Here is a 16,988-nt window from a genome sequence, read left to right on the forward strand (position 1 = left end):
CCGGTCCGGCGCATGACGCACCGGCCACAGCCGAAGGCCGCGCAGCTCAGCGGCCGACCTTGTCCGCGCCGGACCCCGCGTGAACCCTGTCGGCTCCCCCGGCTCCCGCTGCCCGGCCGGCTCCGGGAGTCCCCGCTCCGTCGAGGAACGCGGTCCATCCCTTCTCAGGCGCCTGGCCGACATCGAGCGTGCCGAGTTTCGCCAGCGTCGCCGGGTCCTGCGCGTCCAGCCAGTCGGCCAGCTGCCGGAAGGACACGCAGCGGACACCCTCCTTGGTGCAGACCGTCGCGATGGTCTCCTCGACGGCGCGCATGTAGGTGCCGCCGTTCCAGGACTCGAAGTGGTTGCCGATGATCAGCGGGGCGCGGTTTCCGTCGTACGAGCGGTCGAAGGCCTGGAGCAGGCCGTCGCGCATCTGGTTGCCCCAGTACTCGTGCATGTCCGGGTCGCCCTGCGTCGTACCGGACTGGTTGAACATGAAGTTGTAGTCCATCGAAAGGGTCTCGAACTCGCGGCCCGGCACCGGGACGAGCTGCAGCGAGAGGTCCCAGAGGCCATCCTTCTTCTTCGGCCAGACCTGGTTGTTGACCCCGCTGGAGTCGTAGCGGAAGCCCATCGTCCGCGCTGCGGCCACCATGTTCTTCTGCCCCTCCAGACAAGGGGTGCGGCCGCCGACGAGCTCCCTGTCGTAGTCGAAGGGAAGCGGCTTCTCCCCATCGAGGCCGGGGTCGTTGGTCTTCCAGTTCTTCACGAAGGACTTGGCCTGGCCGATCTCGCTCCTCCACTGGTCGACGGACCAGGTTCCGACGCCGCCCTCGGGACCGCAGAAGTGGCCGTTGAAGTGGGTACCGATCTCGTCGCCGTCCTCCCAGGCCCCGCGCACCTGGGTGATGGTGTTCCGGATTCCCTCGGTGTCGTTGAAGCCGATGTCGGAGCTGCCGGCGTTGTGCTTCGGCGGGTCGTAGAGCTCCCGCTTGCTCTCCGGCAGCATGTACACACCGCTGAGGAAGTACGTCATGTTCGCGTGGTACTTCTTGCCGACCTCACGGAAGTGCGAGAAGAGCTTCTGGCTGTCCTCACCCGCACCGTCCCACGAGAACACCACGAACTGCGGGGGCTTCTGACCGGGCGCCAGGCGCTTGGCCACAGGCTGCTTCGGCTGGCTGCCGGTGAATGCGGTGGAACCGTCACCGATGAGCCGGAAAACACTCTTGGGCGCGGCCACGGCTTCAGGGGCCTTCTTCTTCGCCCCGGCAGCCTTCTTCGCTCCGGCAGCCTTCTTCGCCGCCTCCGGTCCGGCGGCCCCGCGGCCGGCATCGGAACCGGAGGAGCACCCGGCTGCTCCCGCGGTCAGCGCGACGGCCACGACACCCAGGGCGACCCGCCCGCCGGCAGCCCTCTTCGCGGTGTTTCTCTTCGTCACGACTCTCTTCGCGGCAGCCATCATCCACCCACCGTCTTCCTTGCAGGTAATTCGCGTCGAAGTGCCGACACGGCGCGGTCAAGTTCGCACACGGCTCCGTCGGGCCAGCACGACAGGCCGAATGAAAAGATGCTTATTCACTTGAATGGATGACTAAATAGTCCATTTGATCCCAACCATGGACACAGATCTTTACTCTCCATTACGATCTGTTTACTGAGAGTTGAGAAATCCCGCCGCTGCACGCCGTGACCCACGGCCGCGTCCCTCGCATTCCGCGACCGCGCTGCCCCGGAGGAGACGGGAACATGTCTGCTTGCGTCCCCACTCGTCACAACCGCACATCCCGTAGTTCGCGCCCACCACGCGCCTCGGGAGTCAAGCGACCACACAGCCCGCCGCCACCGCGCGGTGGACGATTCCGCATCGCGGGCGCAGATCTGTCCGCATCGATCACGGTCTTCCTGCTCGCCGTACCCATGTCGCTCGGCCTCGCCGTCGCCATGGACGCCCCGCTGGAGGCCGGCCTCATCTCCGCCGCGATCGGCGGCATCGTCGCCGGACTGCTCGGCGGCACCCCCCTCCAGGTCAGCGGACCGTCCGCCGGACTGACCGTGGTCACAGCCGAGTTGATCCAGATCTACGGCTGGCGCACCACCTGCGCGATCACCATCGGCGCCGGACTGCTGCAGATCCTGCTCGGCTCGCTGCGGGCGGCGCGCAGTGCCCTCGCCGTCAGCCCCGCCATCGTCCACGGCACCCTCGCCGGAATCGGCGTGGCCATCGCACTCGCCCAGCTGCACATCGTGCTCGGCGGCTCGCCGCAGAGTTCAGCCGTCGCCAACGCCCTCGCACTTCCCGACCAGTTGAGCCGGGTGAGCCCGGCCGCCCCGCTCATCGGCGTGCTGACCATCACCGTTCTGGTCCTGTGGCCACGGCTTCCGGGCCGGATCGGCAACACCGTACGACGGATTCCGGCCGCCCTCGCCGCGGTGGTGACCGCCACGGTGGTGGCTGCGATCGTCGCACCCGGGATCGCCCGGGTCGATCTGCCGTCCTGGCGCTCGCACGCCCTGCCGGAGATGCCGCACGGCCCCGTACTCGCCCTGGCCACCGCCGTGTTCACGGTGATGCTGGTGGCCAGCCTGGAGTCGCTGCTCGCCGCGGTGGCCGTGGACAAGCTGTCGGCCGCGCCTTCGCCCTCGATCTCGGCTCCGACCACCTCACCCGGCTCACCCGCTTCGCCCGCGCTGCCCGCCAGACGCGCCGATCTCGACCGTGAGCTGCGCGCCCAGGGCATCGCCAACACCTTGTCCGGGCTGGTGGGCGGGCTGGCCGTGTCCGGGGGCGCGGTACGCAGTTCGGCGAACGTACGCGCCGGGGCGACGGGACGTGCCTCCACCGTGCTGCACGGCGTCTGGGTGCTGCTCGCCACCGGACTGCTGGTCACCGTGCTGGAGTGGATCCCGTTGGCCGCGCTCGCCGCGCTGGTGATGATGGTCGGCATCCAGATGGTGAGTTTCGCCCACATCCGCAACGTCCATAAACACCGCGAATTCCTGGTGTACGGAGCGACGATCACCGGCGTGGTCCTCTTCGGAGTACTCAAGGGCGTGGCGATCGGCATCGCGGTGGCGGTGGCGATCGCCCTGCACCGTCTGGCCCAGACCCGGATCACGGTCACTAATCAGGGCGGACAGCATCTGGTCGTCGTACGAGGCCAGTTGACGTTCCTCGCGGTGCCCCGGCTCAGCCGTACGCTCGGCCAGCTGCCCCAGGGCGGGGATGCCGTCGTCGAACTGGACGGCTTCTTCATGGACCATGCGGCGTACGAGGCGATCCGGGACTGGAGCATCGCCCAGACCGCCCACGGCGGCAGGGTCATGTTCACCGGCAGGTCCGGCGGCCGGATCGCCGAGCCCTCCTCGGCCGCGCACTCCTGTTGCCGCCCCTGGACACCGTGGCGCAACCATCACTGCCACGACGGGCCCGGCCGTACGCCCGAAGCCGACCGCGGTCCCGGCAGCCCCTCCGACGCCGACCCCGGCGCCGACACCGGCACCAACCACACCAGCAACACCCCCGCGCCCGCCCCAGGTCCCGGCCCGGCCCCCGCGACCCCCCGCCGGACCGGCGGCAATCGGCTGATCAGCGGGCTGAGTTCGTTCCAGCGCAACACCGCTCCGCTGGTGCGCGATGAGCTGGCCCGTCTGGCCATCGAGGGGCAGCGCCCGTCCCAGCTCTTCATCACCTGCGCGGACTCCCGCCTGGTCACCAGCATGATCACGGCGAGCGGCCCGGGCGATCTGTTCACCGTGCGGAACATCGGCAATCTGGTGCCCTTGCCGAACGCCGAGTCGGGTGACGACTCGGTGGGCGCAGCGATCGAGTACGCGGTGGATGTGCTGAAGGTGGAGTCCATCACCGTCTGCGGGCACTCCGGCTGCGGAGCGATGCAGGCGCTGCTCGGCGCCAAACCAGACCCGGAGACTCCGCCCACGTCCCTGTGGCGGTGGCTGAGACATGGGCTGCCGAGCCTGGAGCGGATGGCGTCCCGGCACCACGCCTGGGCCCGGATCTCCGGACGGCTGCCGACCGATGCGCTGGAGCAGCTCTGCCTCACCAATGTGGTCCAGCAGTTGGACCATCTGCGGGCACACGAATCGGTGGCGCGGCGGCTGGCCGAAGGCACGCTCCGGCTGCACGGCATGTACTTCCATGTGGGCGAGGCACAGGCCTACCTGCTGACTGAGGGGGCGAGCAACGGGCTGGAGCTCGACGAGGTCTTCGACCGCGTGGAGCCCGGTGGCCCCTCCAGCCTCAGCGGCCCCTCCAACCCTGGAAGGGCCGGCGACCCCGGCGATCCCTCCGGGCCCGGCGAGTTGGAACGCACCGGCGTCTGAACCGCATTCGCCCCAGGTCCGTGAGACCTTGTGGTCCCGCCTCCGCGCCGCGCTGCACCGCTTGTGGATGCGGGACCGTGTCTCCATACACGAGACACAGGTCTAAACCAATTCCGGGCAGGCACTTGTCACCCGGCCTTTGGCCTGATGAGCTATGCCCCGGGACACAACGGACACCCTGGGAATGGGAGATGTCGTGAGCAACGAAAGCCTGGCCAATCTGCTCAAGGAGGAGCGGCGGTTCGCACCGCCTGCCGATCTGGCCGCCAATGCCAACGTCAAAGCGGAGGCGTACGAGCAGGCCGAGGCGGACCGGCTGGGCTTCTGGGCCGAGCAGGCCCGTCGCCTGACCTGGGCCACGGAGCCGACCGAGACGCTCGACTGGAGCAACCCGCCCTTCGCGAAGTGGTTCGCGGACGGCAAGCTCAACGTCGCGTACAACTGCGTGGACCGCCACGTCGAGGCCGGCAACGGCGACCGGGTCGCCATCCACTTCGAGGGCGAGCCCGGCGACAGCCGCGCCATCACCTACGCACAGCTCAAGGACGAGGTCTCCCGCGCCGCCAACGCGCTCGTCGAGCTCGGCGTCGGCAAGGGCGACCGGGTCGCCGTCTATCTGCCGATGATCCCCGAGGCCGCCATCGCGATGCTGGCCTGCGCCCGCATCGGCGCCGCCCACTCGGTGGTCTTCGGCGGCTTCTCCGCCGACGCCATCGCCACCCGCATCCAGGACGCGGACGCCAAGGTCGTCATCACCGCCGACGGTGGCTACCGCCGCGGCAAGCCGTCCGCGCTCAAGCCCGCCGTGGACGACGCCGTCTCCCGTATCGACAGCGTCGAGCACGTCCTCGTGGTGCAGCGCACCGGCCAGGACACCGCATGGACCGAGGGCCGCGACGTCTGGTGGCACGAGATCACCGGCCGGCAGTCCGCCGAGCACACCCCCGAGGCCTTCGAGGCGGAGCAGCCGCTCTTCATCCTCTACACCTCCGGCACGACGGGTAAGCCGAAGGGCATCCTGCACACCTCCGGCGGCTACCTGACGCAGGCGGCGTACACCCACAACGCGGTCTTCGACCTCAAGCCGGAGACCGATGTCTTCTGGTGCACCGCCGACATCGGCTGGGTGACCGGCCACTCGTACATCGTCTACGGCCCGCTGGCCAACGGCGCGACGCAGGTCATGTACGAGGGCACGCCCGACTCCCCGCACCAGGGGCGTTTCTGGGAGATCGTGCAGAAGTACGGCGTAACGATCCTCTACACCGCGCCGACCGCGATCCGTACGTTCATGAAGTGGGGTGACGACATCCCCGCCAAGTTCGACCTGAGCAGTCTCCGGATCCTCGGTTCGGTCGGTGAGCCGATCAACCCCGAGGCGTGGATGTGGTACCGCAAGCACATCGGCGCCGACAAGTGCCCGATCGTGGACACCTGGTGGCAGACCGAGACCGGCGCGATGATGATCGCGCCGCTGCCGGGCGTGACGGAGACCAAGCCGGGAAGTGCCCAGCGCGCCCTGCCCGGCATCTCGGCCACGGTCGTCGACGACGAGGCCAACGAGGTTCCGAACGGCGGGGGCGGCTACCTCGTCCTCACCGAGCCGTGGCCGTCGATGCTCCGCACCATCTGGGGCGACGACCAGCGCTTCATCGACACCTACTGGTCGCGCTTCGAGGGCAAATACTTCGCGGGCGACGGCGCGAAGAAGGACGAGGACGGCGACATCTGGCTGCTCGGCCGGGTCGACGACGTGATGCTCGTGTCCGGGCACAACATCTCGACCACCGAGGTCGAGTCGGCGCTCGTGTCGCACCCCTCGGTCGCCGAGGCAGCCGTGGTCGGTGCCGCCGACGAGACGACCGGCCAGTCCATCGTCGCGTTCGTGATCCTGCGCGGTACGGCCGAAGCCTCCGACGAGCTGGTCGCGGAGCTGCGCAACCACGTCGGTGCCACGCTCGGCCCGATCGCCAAGCCGAAGCGGATCCTGCCGGTCGCCGAGCTGCCGAAGACCCGCTCCGGCAAGATCATGCGGCGCCTGCTGCGCGACGTCGCCGAGAACCGCGAGCTGGGGGACGTCACCACGCTGACCGACTCTTCGGTCATGGCTCTCATCCAGACCCAGCTGCCGTCGTCCTCCTCCGAGGACTGACCACCGCCTCCGAGGCTCCGGGAGAACTGACCGCAGCCTCCGAGAACTGAACCGCAGCGAGCAGCAGTACGTCCCCGAGGGGCATCCGGCAACGACTCCTAGAGCCCAAGACGCGCCGGATGCCCCTCGGGCAATTAAGGTGAAGATCACCGGATACAGCCCCGCGCACCCCGGGTACAGTGGCAGCTGCGTCAACAAAGCAATAAGAAATCTCCACAGGGTGTGCCGGGAAGTCTGGTCGGCAAGTGCATCAGCCATGCCATCGCTGCCGTACCGACCCGGAGGTCTCCACTCGTGGCCGCGCCCACCCCCGCACCCCCCTCTTCCTCCCATCGCACCTTCCTCGGGCGGCTGTCCCTCCCCGAGCGGGACTACCTCGCCGACGCCCTGCGCACCGAAACCGTCGGCGGCGTCATCCTGCTGGTCGCCGCGATAGCCGCCCTGGTGTGGGCGAACACCTTCGGCTCCAGTTACGCGTCCGTCAGCGGCTTCCACTTCGGGCCGGAGGCGCTGGGCCTCAACCTTTCCGTGGCGCACTGGGCGGCGGACGGGCTGCTCGCGATCTTCTTCTTCGTGGCGGGCGTCGAGCTCAAGCGGGAACTGGTCGCGGGCGAACTGCGCGACCCCAAGGCGGCCGCCCTCCCGGTCGTCGCCGCGCTGTGCGGAATGGCGGTTCCGGCCGTCGTCTACACCCTGGTGAACGTGGTCGGCGGAGGTTCGACGGACGGCTGGGCCGTCCCCACCGCCACCGACATCGCCTTCGCGCTCGCCGTCCTCGCGGTCATCGGCACCTCGCTGCCGAACTCGCTGCGCGCCTTCCTGCTGACCCTCGCCGTCGTCGACGACCTCTTCGCGATCCTGATCATCGCGGTCTTCTTCACCGAGAAGATCGACTTCGTGGCGCTGATCGGCGCCTTCATCGGCCTGGCCGTCTTCCATCTGCTGCTGCGCAGGAATGTGCGCGGCTGGTACATCTACGTACCGCTCGCCCTGGTCATCTGGGGCCTGATGTACAACAGCGGCATCCACGCCACCATCGCCGGTGTCGCCATGGGCCTGATGCTCCGCTGCACCCGTCGGGACGGCGAGACCCACTCGCCCGGCGAGCACATCGAGCACCTGATCCGCCCGCTGTCGGCCGGTTTCGCCGTACCGATGTTCGCCCTCTTCTCGGCCGGCGTCTCTCTCTCCGGCGGCGCGCTGGCGGACGTCTTCACCCGGCCCGAGACGCTCGGTGTCGTCCTGGGCCTCGTCGTCGGCAAGACCGTGGGCATCTTCGGCGGTACCTGGCTGGCTGCCCGCTTCACCAAGGCGGAACTGAACAAGGACCTGGCCTGGGCGGATGTCTTCGCGGTCGCCACGCTCGCCGGCATCGGCTTCACCGTCTCGCTGCTCATCGGTGAGCTGGCCTTCGTCGGCGACGAGGACATGATCAACGAGATCAAGGCCGCCGTGCTGGTCGGTTCCCTGACGGCCGCCGTACTCTCCGGTGTACTGCTCAAACTCCGGGTACGCAGATACCGGGCGCTGTACGAGGCGGAGGAGCTCGACGAGGACGAGGACGGGGTGCCCGACGTCTACGAGCAGGACGACCCGGAGTACCACCTGCGGATGGCCGCTATCCACGAGAAGAAGGCGGCCGAGCACCGCCGCCTTGCCCAACTGGCGGGGGCAGCGAGCAGCGAGCCGGACAGTCCGGCATGATCTGACACCAGATGTGTTGAGCAGGACAGGAGAGGGAGTCAGGGATGAGCGACCCCGGCAACAACGCGGGCAGCGCCGACCGCAGTCTCGGGCAGCTGGTCGCCGCGGCGACAGCCGAGATGTCCGCACTGGTGCACGACGAGATCGCCCTGGCCAAGGCCGAGGTACGACAGGACGTCAAGCGCGGCGTCGTCGGAAGCGTGGCGTTCATCGTCGCGGGCGTGCTGATCCTGTTCGCGGTGCCGGTACTGAGCTTCGCGGCAGCGTACGGAATCCACAACCTGGGGCTCGGGCTCGCCTGGTCGTTCCTGATCGTGGGCGGCGCCTTCATCGTGCTGGCGCTGCTGCTCGCGCTGTTCGCCGTGGCCAAGCTCAAGAAGCTGAAGCCGCCGGAGAAGTCCATCGCTTCGGCGAAGCAGACGGCAGCCGTGCTGCAGGGCGTCAAGCCGCACCCGCGGCCCGCCGTCACGGCGGGGACGAGCCGTCCGGTCGTGTCGGGCAGCACGCTGACGGGCAAGGCCATGGAGAAGGCTCCGGTCCCGGACAAGGCCTCCGCTGTGGCACGCTCGTCCACATGACGGTCCCCGATTCCAGCACATTCGGCCCGGTAGGCCCGGAAGGCCCCGCAGGCCCGGTAGGCCCCGCAGGTCCGGAAGGTCAGACACACCCGGAAGGTCAGGCAGCCCCCGCGGGCAGGGACGGCCGGACAGGCTCGAACGACCCGACAGGCTCCACGGTCCCGGTCGGCTCGACCGCCCCGGTCGGCTCCGGCGGGCCCGTGCGGATCGACGGGCCGTGGACCCACCGGGACGTGGCGGCCAACGGCGCCCGCTTCCACATCGCCGAGCTCGGCGAGGGGCCACTGGTGCTGCTGCTGCACGGCTTCCCGCAGTTCTGGTGGACCTGGCGCCACCAGCTCACCGCGCTGGCCGACGCCGGTTTCCGGGCCGTCGCGATGGATCTGCGCGGGGTCGGCGGCAGCGACCGTACGCCCCGGGGTTACGACCCCGCCAACCTGGCGCTCGACATCACCGGCGTCATCCGCTCGCTCGGCGAACCGGACGCGGCCCTGGTCGGCCATGACATGGGCGGCTACCTCGCCTGGACGGCTGCGGTGATGCGTCCGAAGCTGGTACGCCGCCTCATGGTCTCCTCGATGCCGCATCCGCGCCGCTGGCGTTCCTCGATGCTCTCCGACTTCGCGCAGTCCCGGGCCGGCTCGTACATCTGGGGCTTCCAGCGCCCGTGGGTGCCGGAGCGTCAGCTCGTCGCGGACGACGCGGCGCTGGTCGGCCGGCTGATCCACGAATGGGCGGGCCCCCGGACCCCGGACTTCCCCGACGACGAGACGGTGGACGTCTACCGGCGCGCGATGTGCATCCCGTCGACGGCGCACTGCTCGATCGAGCCGTACCGCTGGATGGTGCGTTCCCTCGCCCGTCCGGACGGAATCCAGTTCAACCGGCGGATGAAACTGCCGGTGCGGGTACCGACGCTGCATCTGCACGGTTCACTCGATCCGGCGATCCGCACGCGGAGCGCGGCGGGGTCCGGCGAGTACGTCGAAGCGCCGTACCGTTGGCGACTTTTCGACGGTCTGGGGCACTTCCCCCACGAGGAGGATCCGGCCGGGTTCTCGGCCGAACTCATCAACTGGCTCAAGGATCCCGAGCCCGACCGGTAGCCGTACGGGCACAGTTGTCCGACGAACAGCCAATTGCCCGGCGCATAGGCCAATTGGCTGACGGATGGGCGGTTACCGACCATGAGGCACGGGCAGACGTCCCGGTATGGGCTGGACGCACGACTTCGGTGACACAGCACGCAACCGCCGCTCGACCGCCACGGCGGGTCTGAGCACTCACGAGGGGGGCGGCCCCCCGGGCCGGGTGCACGATATGCATGTTCTGCACGACCCCCGGCTCGGTATTCCGCGCATTCTGCGCCGTCGGGCCCGCTGGGTCTCGGCGCGGCTGCGCCATCCACGCGGATGATGTCCGCCCCGGTCGGCCGGTGAACACTCACCGGCCGGGCGGGACTTCACCAAGCCTCTTCCGGACTCGGCGGGCAGCGCCGCGTCCGGGTCCTGCCGGGCAGGCACTCAGAGCGCGCACGCCTGGCTGTCGACCTGCTGGTTGGCGGAGCGGCCGCGCTTGATGTCCTGGCGGATCTCGTCGGCCGTCAGCGCGTAGCCGGTGTCGGGGTCGTCGAGCGACTTTGCGAACACGACGCCGTACACCTCGCCTTCGGGGGTCAGCAGCGGTCCGCCGGAGTTGCCCTGACGGACCGTCGCGTAGAGCGAGTACACATCGCGGTGGACGGTGCCCCGGCGGTAGATGTCCGGGCCGCCGGCGTTGATCCGGCCCCGGACACGCGCTGCCCGTACGTCGTACGAGCCGTTCTCCGGGAAGCCCGCGACGATGGCGCTGTTCCCCGTCCGGGCGTCGTGATCGGTGTCGGCGAACCGCAGCGGCTTCGCGTCGAGGTCCGGTACGTCGAGCACGGCGATGTCACGCCGCCAGTCGTACAGGACGACCTTCGCGTCGTACAGCCGGCCCTGGCCGCCGATCTGGACGGTCGGCTCGTCGACGCCGCCGACGACATGCGCGTTGGTCATCACCCGGCGGCCGGAGAAGACGAAGCCGGTGCCTTCGAGGACCTTGCCGCAGCCCGGGGCCGTGCCGACGACCTTGACGATGGACTTCTTGGCGCGGGCCGCGACGGGGCTGCCCACCAGCGCCGGGTCCGGGGCCTTGACCTCGGTGATCGGCTCGTTGGCGAACGGGCTGAAGACCTGCGGGAAGCCGTTCTGCGCGAGGACCGAGGAGAAGTCCGTGAACCAGGTGGAGGCCTGCGCGGGCATCACCCGGGAGATACCGAGCAGGACCGAGGAGCTGCGGACCTCCTTGCCCAGCGTCGGCAGCGTGGTGCCGGCCAGCGCGGAGCCGATCAGCCAGGCGACCAGCAGCATCGCGACGACGTTGACCAGGGCGCCGCCGGTGGCGTCGAGGGCGCGCGCGGGCGACCACGTGATGTACCGGCGGAGCTTGTTGCCCAGGTGGGTGGTGAATGCCTGGCCCACCGAGGCGCAGACGATCACGATGACGACGGCGACGACGGCTGCCGTCGACGAGACCTCGGAGCCGTCCGTCAGCTGGTCCCACAGGACCGGCAGCAGATAGACGGCGACGAGACCGCCGCCCAGGAACCCGATCACCGACAGGATGCCGACCACGAACCCCTGTCGGTAGCCGATGACCGCGAACCACACGGCGCCGGCCAGCAGCAGGATGTCCAGCAAGTTCACCGTCTATAGCCTCGCAGATTCGTCACCGGGCCCGTTCCTTCGACTGGGTCCGGGCGGGGCCGGACAGCGCAGCACGGGAGTCAGCCTGTCATGCGCGCCAGTCGAGCGGCACCTGTTTGGCCTTGTCCCACGGGCGCTCCCAGCCCGCGAAGTGCAGAATCCGGTCGATCACTCCGGCCGTGAAACCCCAGACCAGGGCGGATTCGACCAGAAATGCCGGGCCCCGGTGGCCGCTCGGATGAACCGTGGTCGCGCGGTTGGCCGGATCCGTGAGATCCGCCACGGGAACGGTGAAGACCCGGGCCGTCTCACCCGGATCGACGACACCGACCGGACTCGGCGAGCGCCACCAGCCGAGGACCGGCGTCACGACGAAACCGCTCACGGGGATGTAGAGCCGGGGCAGCACGCCGAAGAGCTGGACCCCGTGCGGTTCGAGGCCGGTCTCCTCCTGGGCCTCCCGCAGGGCGGCCCTGAGCGGCCCTGTCGTCGCCTGGTCGCCGTCCTCCGGGTCCAGGGAGCCGCCGGGGAAGGAGGGCTGCCCGGCGTGGGAACGCAAGCTTCCGGATCGCTCCATGAGGAGCAGCTCGGGACCGCGCTCGCCCTCGCCGAAAAGTACGAGTACGGCGGACTGCCGCCCGGCACCGCTCTCCGGCGGGAGAAAGCGGCTGAGCTGGTCGGGCTCGATGGTCTGCGCGGCGCGGGCCACGGGGTCGAGCCAGGCGGGCAGCCCCTCGGTCGTGACGGTGATCGCGGCGTCCTCACCGGCGCCCGCCGTGGCGGTGGCCGCTGCGACCGCCGCTGCGGGACTGACCGCTGCCGGGTTTCCCGCAGCGGGCGCGGCCGCCGCTTCCGTGCTCTGTTCGTGCGTCTTCATAGGCACCCCTCGTCTCACAACGCCTGTCATCACGCATTTCGTTCCGGCCGTCCGGGTCGCCCAGGGGCTGCGCCGTACGTCAGCCTGCCCCGAGGGCCGGCGCGGGCTTGCCGGGGTAGTCCGGAGGCGGGCTCAGCCGCTGGCCCGGCTGACCGCCCATCTCGTACTTCAGCAGCTTCCTGGCCTTCTCCGGGTCCGTCTCGCCCTCGCCGTACGCGGGGCAGAGCGGGGCGATCGGACAGGCACCGCAGGCGGGCTTACGGGCATGGCAGATGCGGCGGCCGTGGAAGACGACCCGGTGCGAGAGCATCGTCCACTCGCTCTTGGGGAAGATCGTGGCGATTTCGGCCTCGATCTTCTCCGGGTCCTCCTGCTCCGTCCACTTCCAGCGGCGGACCAGACGGCCGAAATGGGTGTCGACGGTGATCCCGGGGACACCGAAAGCATTGCCCAGAACGACATTGGCGGTCTTGCGCCCGACCCCCGGAAGCGTGACGAGATCGGCGAGCCGGCCCGGCACCTCGCCGCCGTAATTGTCCCTGAGCGCCACGGAGAGGCCTATCAGCGACTTGGTCTTGGCCCGGAAGAAACCCGTCGGCCTGATGAGCTCTTCCATCTCCTCCGGGACGGCCGCGGCCATGTCCTCGGGGGTGGGGTAGGCGGCGAAGAGCGCGGGGGTGGTCTGGTTGACCCTCAGGTCGGTGGTCTGGGCGGAGAGGACCGTGGCGACCAGGAGCTCGAAAGGGTTCCTGAAGTCCAGCTCGGGATGGGCGTAGGGGTAGAGCTCGGCAAGCTCGCGGTTGATCCTGCGGGCACGGCGCACCATCGCCAGACGCGATTCCGGCTTCCGCCCCGCTCTCGCTCCTGCCCCTGCTCCCGCTGTGGCTGTGGCTCCTGCGGGCTTCACCTTCGCCGTTTCCTTCGCCGTTTCCTTCGCCGTTTCCTTCGCCGTTTCCTTCACAGCCGGCTTCCCCGCCGACTCCCCCACGGGGCGTTTTGTCGCTTTTTTCGGGCGAATCGCACCCTGTTCGCCCACAGCGGAATCACGGCCTCCCGACACCCCATCAGCCCCCTTGGCCTGCGCTCTCACCGGCGATTTGGACACCTGGCCAGCCTAGAGCCACGCACTGACATCTGCCCCTGTCACCGTGTATCCGCCCCCAATCGGCCCCCTGCCGCACGATTCGGCACGCCCGTGCGTCAAACTGGTTTGTGATTGATCGCACTGTTTTACCGTCCGGCATGATGGGGACCACGGTTCCCTGAACAGGCCGACAAGGAGAGAACTCGTGGACGACGTTCTGCGGCGCGCCCCGCTTTTCGCGGCGCTCGATGATGAGCAGGCCGCGGAGCTCCGCGCCTCGATGAGTGAGGTGACCCTCGCACGCGGCGACGCGCTCTTCCACGAGGGCGACCCGGGCGACCGCCTCTACGTGGTCACCGAGGGCAAGGTGAAGCTCCACCGCACCTCCCCCGACGGACGCGAGAACATGCTGGCGGTCCTCGGCCCCGGCGAGCTGATCGGTGAGCTGTCGCTCTTCGACCCGGGCCCCCGCACCGCCACCGCGACCGCGCTGACCGAGGTCAAGCTCCTCGGCCTCGGCCACGGCGACCTGCAGCCCTGGCTGAACGCTCGCCCCGAGGTGGCCACGGCCCTGCTGCGCGCCGTCGCCCGCCGCCTGCGCAAGACCAACGACCAGATGTCCGACCTGGTCTTCTCCGACGTACCGGGCCGTGTCGCCCGCGCCCTCCTCGACCTGTCGCGCCGCTTCGGCGTCCAGTCGGAGGAAGGCATCCACGTCGTCCACGACCTGACCCAGGAAGAGCTGGCCCAGCTGGTCGGCGCCTCCCGCGAGACGGTCAACAAGGCACTCGCCGACTTCGCCGGACGCGGCTGGCTGCGCCTGGAGGCGCGCGCCGTGATCCTGCTGGACGTGGAGCGTCTGGCGAAGCGGTCCCGCTAGCCGGACACCTTCTCCTCACGACGCGCAAGGCCTCGCCGCCCGGCGGGGCCTTGCCGCGTTTACGCCGCAGGTCAGATCAGCCCGTGCTCGCCCAGGTACTCCAGCTGAGCCAGCACCGAGAGTTCCGCGGCGGGCCACAGGGACCGGTCCACGTCCGCGTACACCTGCGCCACCACCTCCGACACCGTGCGGTGCCCGGCCTCGACCGCCGTCTCCACCTGGGCCAGCCGGTGCGCGCGGTGCGCGAGGTAGAACTCGACCGCGCCCTGCGCGTCGTCCAGCACCGGACCGTGCCCCGGCAGCACCGTGTGCACGCCGTCGTCGACGGTCAGCGAACGCAGTCTCCGCAGCGAGTCGAGGTAGTCGCCGAGCCGCCCGTCCGGATGCGCGACGACCGTGGTGCCGCGCCCGAGAATCGTGTCCCCCGTCAGCACCGCCCGGTCGGCGGGCAGATGGAAGGAGAGCGAGTCCGCGGTGTGCCCGGGGGTCGGCACGACCCGGAGCTCCAGACCACCGGTGGTGATCACGTCGCCCGCGGTCAGCCCCTCGTCGCCGAGCCGCAGCGCCGGGTCCAGCGCACGCACCTTCGTACGGGTCAGCTCGGCGAACCGTGCCGCGCCCTCCGCGTGGTCGGGGTGCCCGTGGGTGAGGAGGGTGAGCGCGATCCGGCGGCCGGCCCGCTCGGCGGTGTCGATGACGGCCCGCAGATGTATGTCGTCCAGCGGGCCAGGGTCGATGACGACCGCGAGATCGGAGTCGGGCTCGGCGACGATCCAGGTGTTGGTGCCGTCCAGCGTCATCGGCGAGGCGTTGGGGGCGAGGACGTTGACGGCGCGGGCCGTGGCAGGGCCGGACAGAACTGTGCCGCGTGGCTGTCCGGGCAGCGCAGCCGCATTGCTCATACGGATTCGCCTCCCGCGCCACCGGAACCCGCTTCGGAACCCGCACCGGAACCGCCACCGGCCGGCCCGCTCGGGATGTGCTTGGTGAACTCGTCGTGTCCCGGCCAGCTCAGCACCAACTCGCCGCCCTCCAGCCTCGCCTGTGCCAGTACGGGCGTGAGGTCCTGGGAGTCCGCCGCCTTCAGGGCCTCGGCGGCCGTCCCGTACGGCCTCAGCGCCCGCAGCGTCGACACGGTCGGCGGCATCATCAGCAGCTCGCCCCTGTCGTATCCGTCGGCCGCCTCGCCGGGCCCGATCCACACCGTGCGGTCGGCCTCCGTGGAGGCGTTGCGGGTGCGCTGGCCCTCGGGGAGCGCGGCGACGAAGAACCAGGTGTCGTAGCGGCGGGGCTCGAACTCGGGGGTGATCCAGCGCGCCCAGGCGCCCAGCAGATCCGAGCGCAGCACCAGACCGCGCCGGTCCAGGAACTCGGCGAAGGACAGCTCCCGGGCGACCAGTGCCTCCCGATCGGCCTCCCAGTCGGCACCGGTGGTGTCGCTGACCACCGTGCCGGCGCTCGGACCCGCGAGGAGGACGCCCGCCTCCTCGTACGTCTCCCGGACCGCCGCGCAGACGATGGCCTGGGCCTCGGCCGGAGTCCCGACGCCGAGCCGCTCGGCCCAGATCTCCAGCGCGGGCCCGGCCCAGCCGACGAGCCGGTCGTCGTCGCGCGGGTCGACCCCGCCACCCGGATAGGCGTACGCCCCGCCGGCAAAAGCCATGGAGGCCCGGCGGCGCAGCATGTGGACAGCGGGGCCGCCCTCGGTGTCAGCGGCGGAATCCCGGAGCAGCATCACGGTGGCGGCCCGCTTCGGGGGCGCGGCCGTCAGCTCACCTGCGGCAAGTGCCCGGATCCGGTCGGGCCATTCCGGTGGGTACCACTGACCATTGGACATGGCCGGAGGCTATCCGGAACCGCGCCGATGTTCGAGAGGTGCACTGATCCGCACATGCCCCGTGCATCCCCGTACATGCCCCGTACACAGATGATCCCGCCCGGTCGTCACGACCGGACGGGATCGGAAAAAGCAGCGAAAGACCCCTAGGCCCCGACCAGCTCGACCTGGACCTCGACCTCCACCGGTGCGTCCAGCGGCAGCACCGCGACGCCCACCGCGCTGCGCGCGTGCACGCCCTTGTCGCCCAGCACCGCGCCCAGCAGCTCACTGGCGCCGTTGATCACGGCGGGCTGCCCGGTGAAGTCGGACGCCGAGGCGACGAAGCCCACGACCTTCACCACACGGGCGATCCGGTCCAGGTCGCCCGCGACGGACTTCACGGCGGCCAGCGCGTTGAGCGCGCAGGTCTTCGCCAGCTCCTTGGCCTCGTCGGGCGTGACCTCGGCACCGACCTTGCCGGTGACCGCGAGCTTGCCGTCCACCATCGGCAACTGGCCGGAGGTGTACACGTACACCCCCGACTGCACGGCCGGCTGGTACGAGGCCAGCGGCGGCACGACGTCCGGCAGCGTCAGCCCGAGCTCGGCGAGCTTCGCCTCGACGGCGCCCGCCACTACGCCTTCTCCCGCTTCAGGTAGGCCACGAGCTGCTCGGGGTTGTTCGGGCCGGGAACGACCTGGACCAGCTCCCAGCCGTCCTCGCCCCAGGTGTCCAGAATCTGCTTGGTCGCGTGCACGAGAAGGGGCACGGTCGCGTATTCCCACTTGGTCATGGCCCGACTGTAATACCTGGCACGCGCAACCTCGTGCGTAGCCTGC

Annotated in this window: 15 protein-coding genes; 7 read left to right on the forward strand and 8 right to left on the reverse strand. The window is 69.8% G+C overall.

Going from position 1 to position 16,988, the window contains the following annotated elements; all coding sequences use genetic code 11:
* Positions 1 to 46: 46 nt before the first annotated feature.
* On the reverse strand, positions 47 to 1,447 hold the full coding sequence (locus OG978_RS18805) for a hypothetical protein (RefSeq protein ID WP_442817711.1): 1,401 nt from the start codon (positions 1,445 to 1,447) through the stop codon (positions 47 to 49).
* Between the two features lie 284 nt (positions 1,448 to 1,731).
* On the opposite strand from OG978_RS18805, the gene OG978_RS18810 reads away from it, so the two are divergent.
* The 6 genes from OG978_RS18810 (at position 1,732) to OG978_RS18835 (ending at position 10,176) form a co-directional block, all read left to right on the forward strand.
* The gene (locus OG978_RS18810) at positions 1,732 to 4,326 is read left to right on the forward strand and encodes a SulP family inorganic anion transporter (RefSeq protein WP_326766350.1); all 2,595 of its coding nucleotides are present in this window, start codon (positions 1,732 to 1,734) and stop codon (positions 4,324 to 4,326) included.
* A 154-nt stretch (positions 4,327 to 4,480) separates the two neighbouring features.
* Entirely contained in the window at positions 4,481 to 6,478 is a 1,998-nt protein-coding gene (acs, locus tag OG978_RS18815; RefSeq protein ID WP_326766351.1) for an acetate--CoA ligase, read from the forward strand.
* Between the two features lie 294 nt (positions 6,479 to 6,772).
* Positions 6,773 to 8,182: a Na+/H+ antiporter NhaA gene (gene nhaA / locus OG978_RS18820; protein ID WP_326766352.1), complete on the forward strand. Its 1,410-nt coding sequence runs from the start codon at positions 6,773 to 6,775 to the stop codon at positions 8,180 to 8,182.
* Between the two features lie 44 nt (positions 8,183 to 8,226).
* The gene (locus OG978_RS18825) at positions 8,227 to 8,760 is read left to right on the forward strand and encodes a phage holin family protein (protein WP_326766353.1); all 534 of its coding nucleotides are present in this window, start codon (positions 8,227 to 8,229) and stop codon (positions 8,758 to 8,760) included.
* Positions 8,757 to 9,866 (forward strand): alpha/beta fold hydrolase, encoded by a 1,110-nt coding sequence (locus tag OG978_RS18830; RefSeq protein ID WP_326766354.1) that lies wholly within the window; start codon positions 8,757 to 8,759, stop codon positions 9,864 to 9,866. The genes OG978_RS18825 and OG978_RS18830 overlap by 4 nt, the downstream gene beginning before the upstream one ends.
* Positions 9,867 to 9,972: 106 nt before the next feature.
* Positions 9,973 to 10,176, forward strand: a complete 204-nt coding sequence (locus OG978_RS18835) for a hypothetical protein (RefSeq protein ID WP_326766355.1) — start codon at positions 9,973 to 9,975, stop codon at positions 10,174 to 10,176.
* Positions 10,177 to 10,283: 107 nt separating this feature from the next.
* Here OG978_RS18835 and OG978_RS18840 read toward each other — a convergent pair whose 3' ends face one another.
* The 3 genes from OG978_RS18840 to nth all read right to left on the reverse strand — a co-directional run bounded on the left by OG978_RS18840 (position 10,284) and on the right by nth (position 13,273).
* The gene (locus OG978_RS18840; protein WP_326766356.1) at positions 10,284 to 11,489 is read right to left on the reverse strand and encodes a MarP family serine protease; all 1,206 of its coding nucleotides are present in this window, start codon (positions 11,487 to 11,489) and stop codon (positions 10,284 to 10,286) included.
* Between the two features lie 88 nt (positions 11,490 to 11,577).
* Positions 11,578 to 12,366 carry an NUDIX hydrolase gene (locus OG978_RS18845; protein WP_326766357.1) on the reverse strand — a complete coding sequence of 263 codons (789 nt, stop codon included), beginning with the start codon at positions 12,364 to 12,366 and terminating at the stop codon, positions 11,578 to 11,580.
* Between the two features lie 79 nt (positions 12,367 to 12,445).
* Positions 12,446 to 13,273: an endonuclease III gene (nth, locus tag OG978_RS18850; RefSeq protein WP_326770079.1), complete on the reverse strand. Its 828-nt coding sequence runs from the start codon at positions 13,271 to 13,273 to the stop codon at positions 12,446 to 12,448.
* A gap of 382 nt (positions 13,274 to 13,655) precedes the next feature.
* On the opposite strand from nth, the gene OG978_RS18855 reads away from it, so the two are divergent.
* Complete coding sequence (locus OG978_RS18855; protein WP_014046869.1) at positions 13,656 to 14,330, forward strand: Crp/Fnr family transcriptional regulator; 675 nt, start codon at positions 13,656 to 13,658, stop codon at positions 14,328 to 14,330.
* Between the two features lie 71 nt (positions 14,331 to 14,401).
* Here the strand turns inward: OG978_RS18855 and OG978_RS18860 are convergent, their stop codons facing one another.
* The 4 genes from OG978_RS18860 to OG978_RS18875 form a co-directional block, all read right to left on the reverse strand.
* Positions 14,402 to 15,232, reverse strand: coding sequence for an MBL fold metallo-hydrolase (locus OG978_RS18860; protein ID WP_326766358.1), 831 nt, complete (start codon positions 15,230 to 15,232; stop codon positions 14,402 to 14,404).
* Positions 15,229 to 16,167, reverse strand: a complete 939-nt coding sequence (locus OG978_RS18865) for an NUDIX hydrolase (protein ID WP_326766359.1) — start codon at positions 16,165 to 16,167, stop codon at positions 15,229 to 15,231. Before OG978_RS18865 ends, OG978_RS18860 begins: the two co-directional genes overlap by 4 nt.
* Positions 16,168 to 16,313: 146 nt before the next feature.
* Positions 16,314 to 16,784: a RidA family protein gene (locus OG978_RS18870; RefSeq protein ID WP_114245273.1), complete on the reverse strand. Its 471-nt coding sequence runs from the start codon at positions 16,782 to 16,784 to the stop codon at positions 16,314 to 16,316.
* Positions 16,784 to 16,942 (reverse strand): DUF4177 domain-containing protein, encoded by a 159-nt coding sequence (locus OG978_RS18875; protein ID WP_003967454.1) that lies wholly within the window; start codon positions 16,940 to 16,942, stop codon positions 16,784 to 16,786. Before OG978_RS18875 ends, OG978_RS18870 begins: the two co-directional genes overlap by 1 nt.
* Positions 16,943 to 16,988: the final 46 nt, after the last annotated feature.

It is taken from the genome of Streptomyces sp. NBC_01591 (assembly GCF_035918155.1).
In the GTDB taxonomy this organism is placed as follows: domain Bacteria; phylum Actinomycetota; class Actinomycetes; order Streptomycetales; family Streptomycetaceae; genus Streptomyces.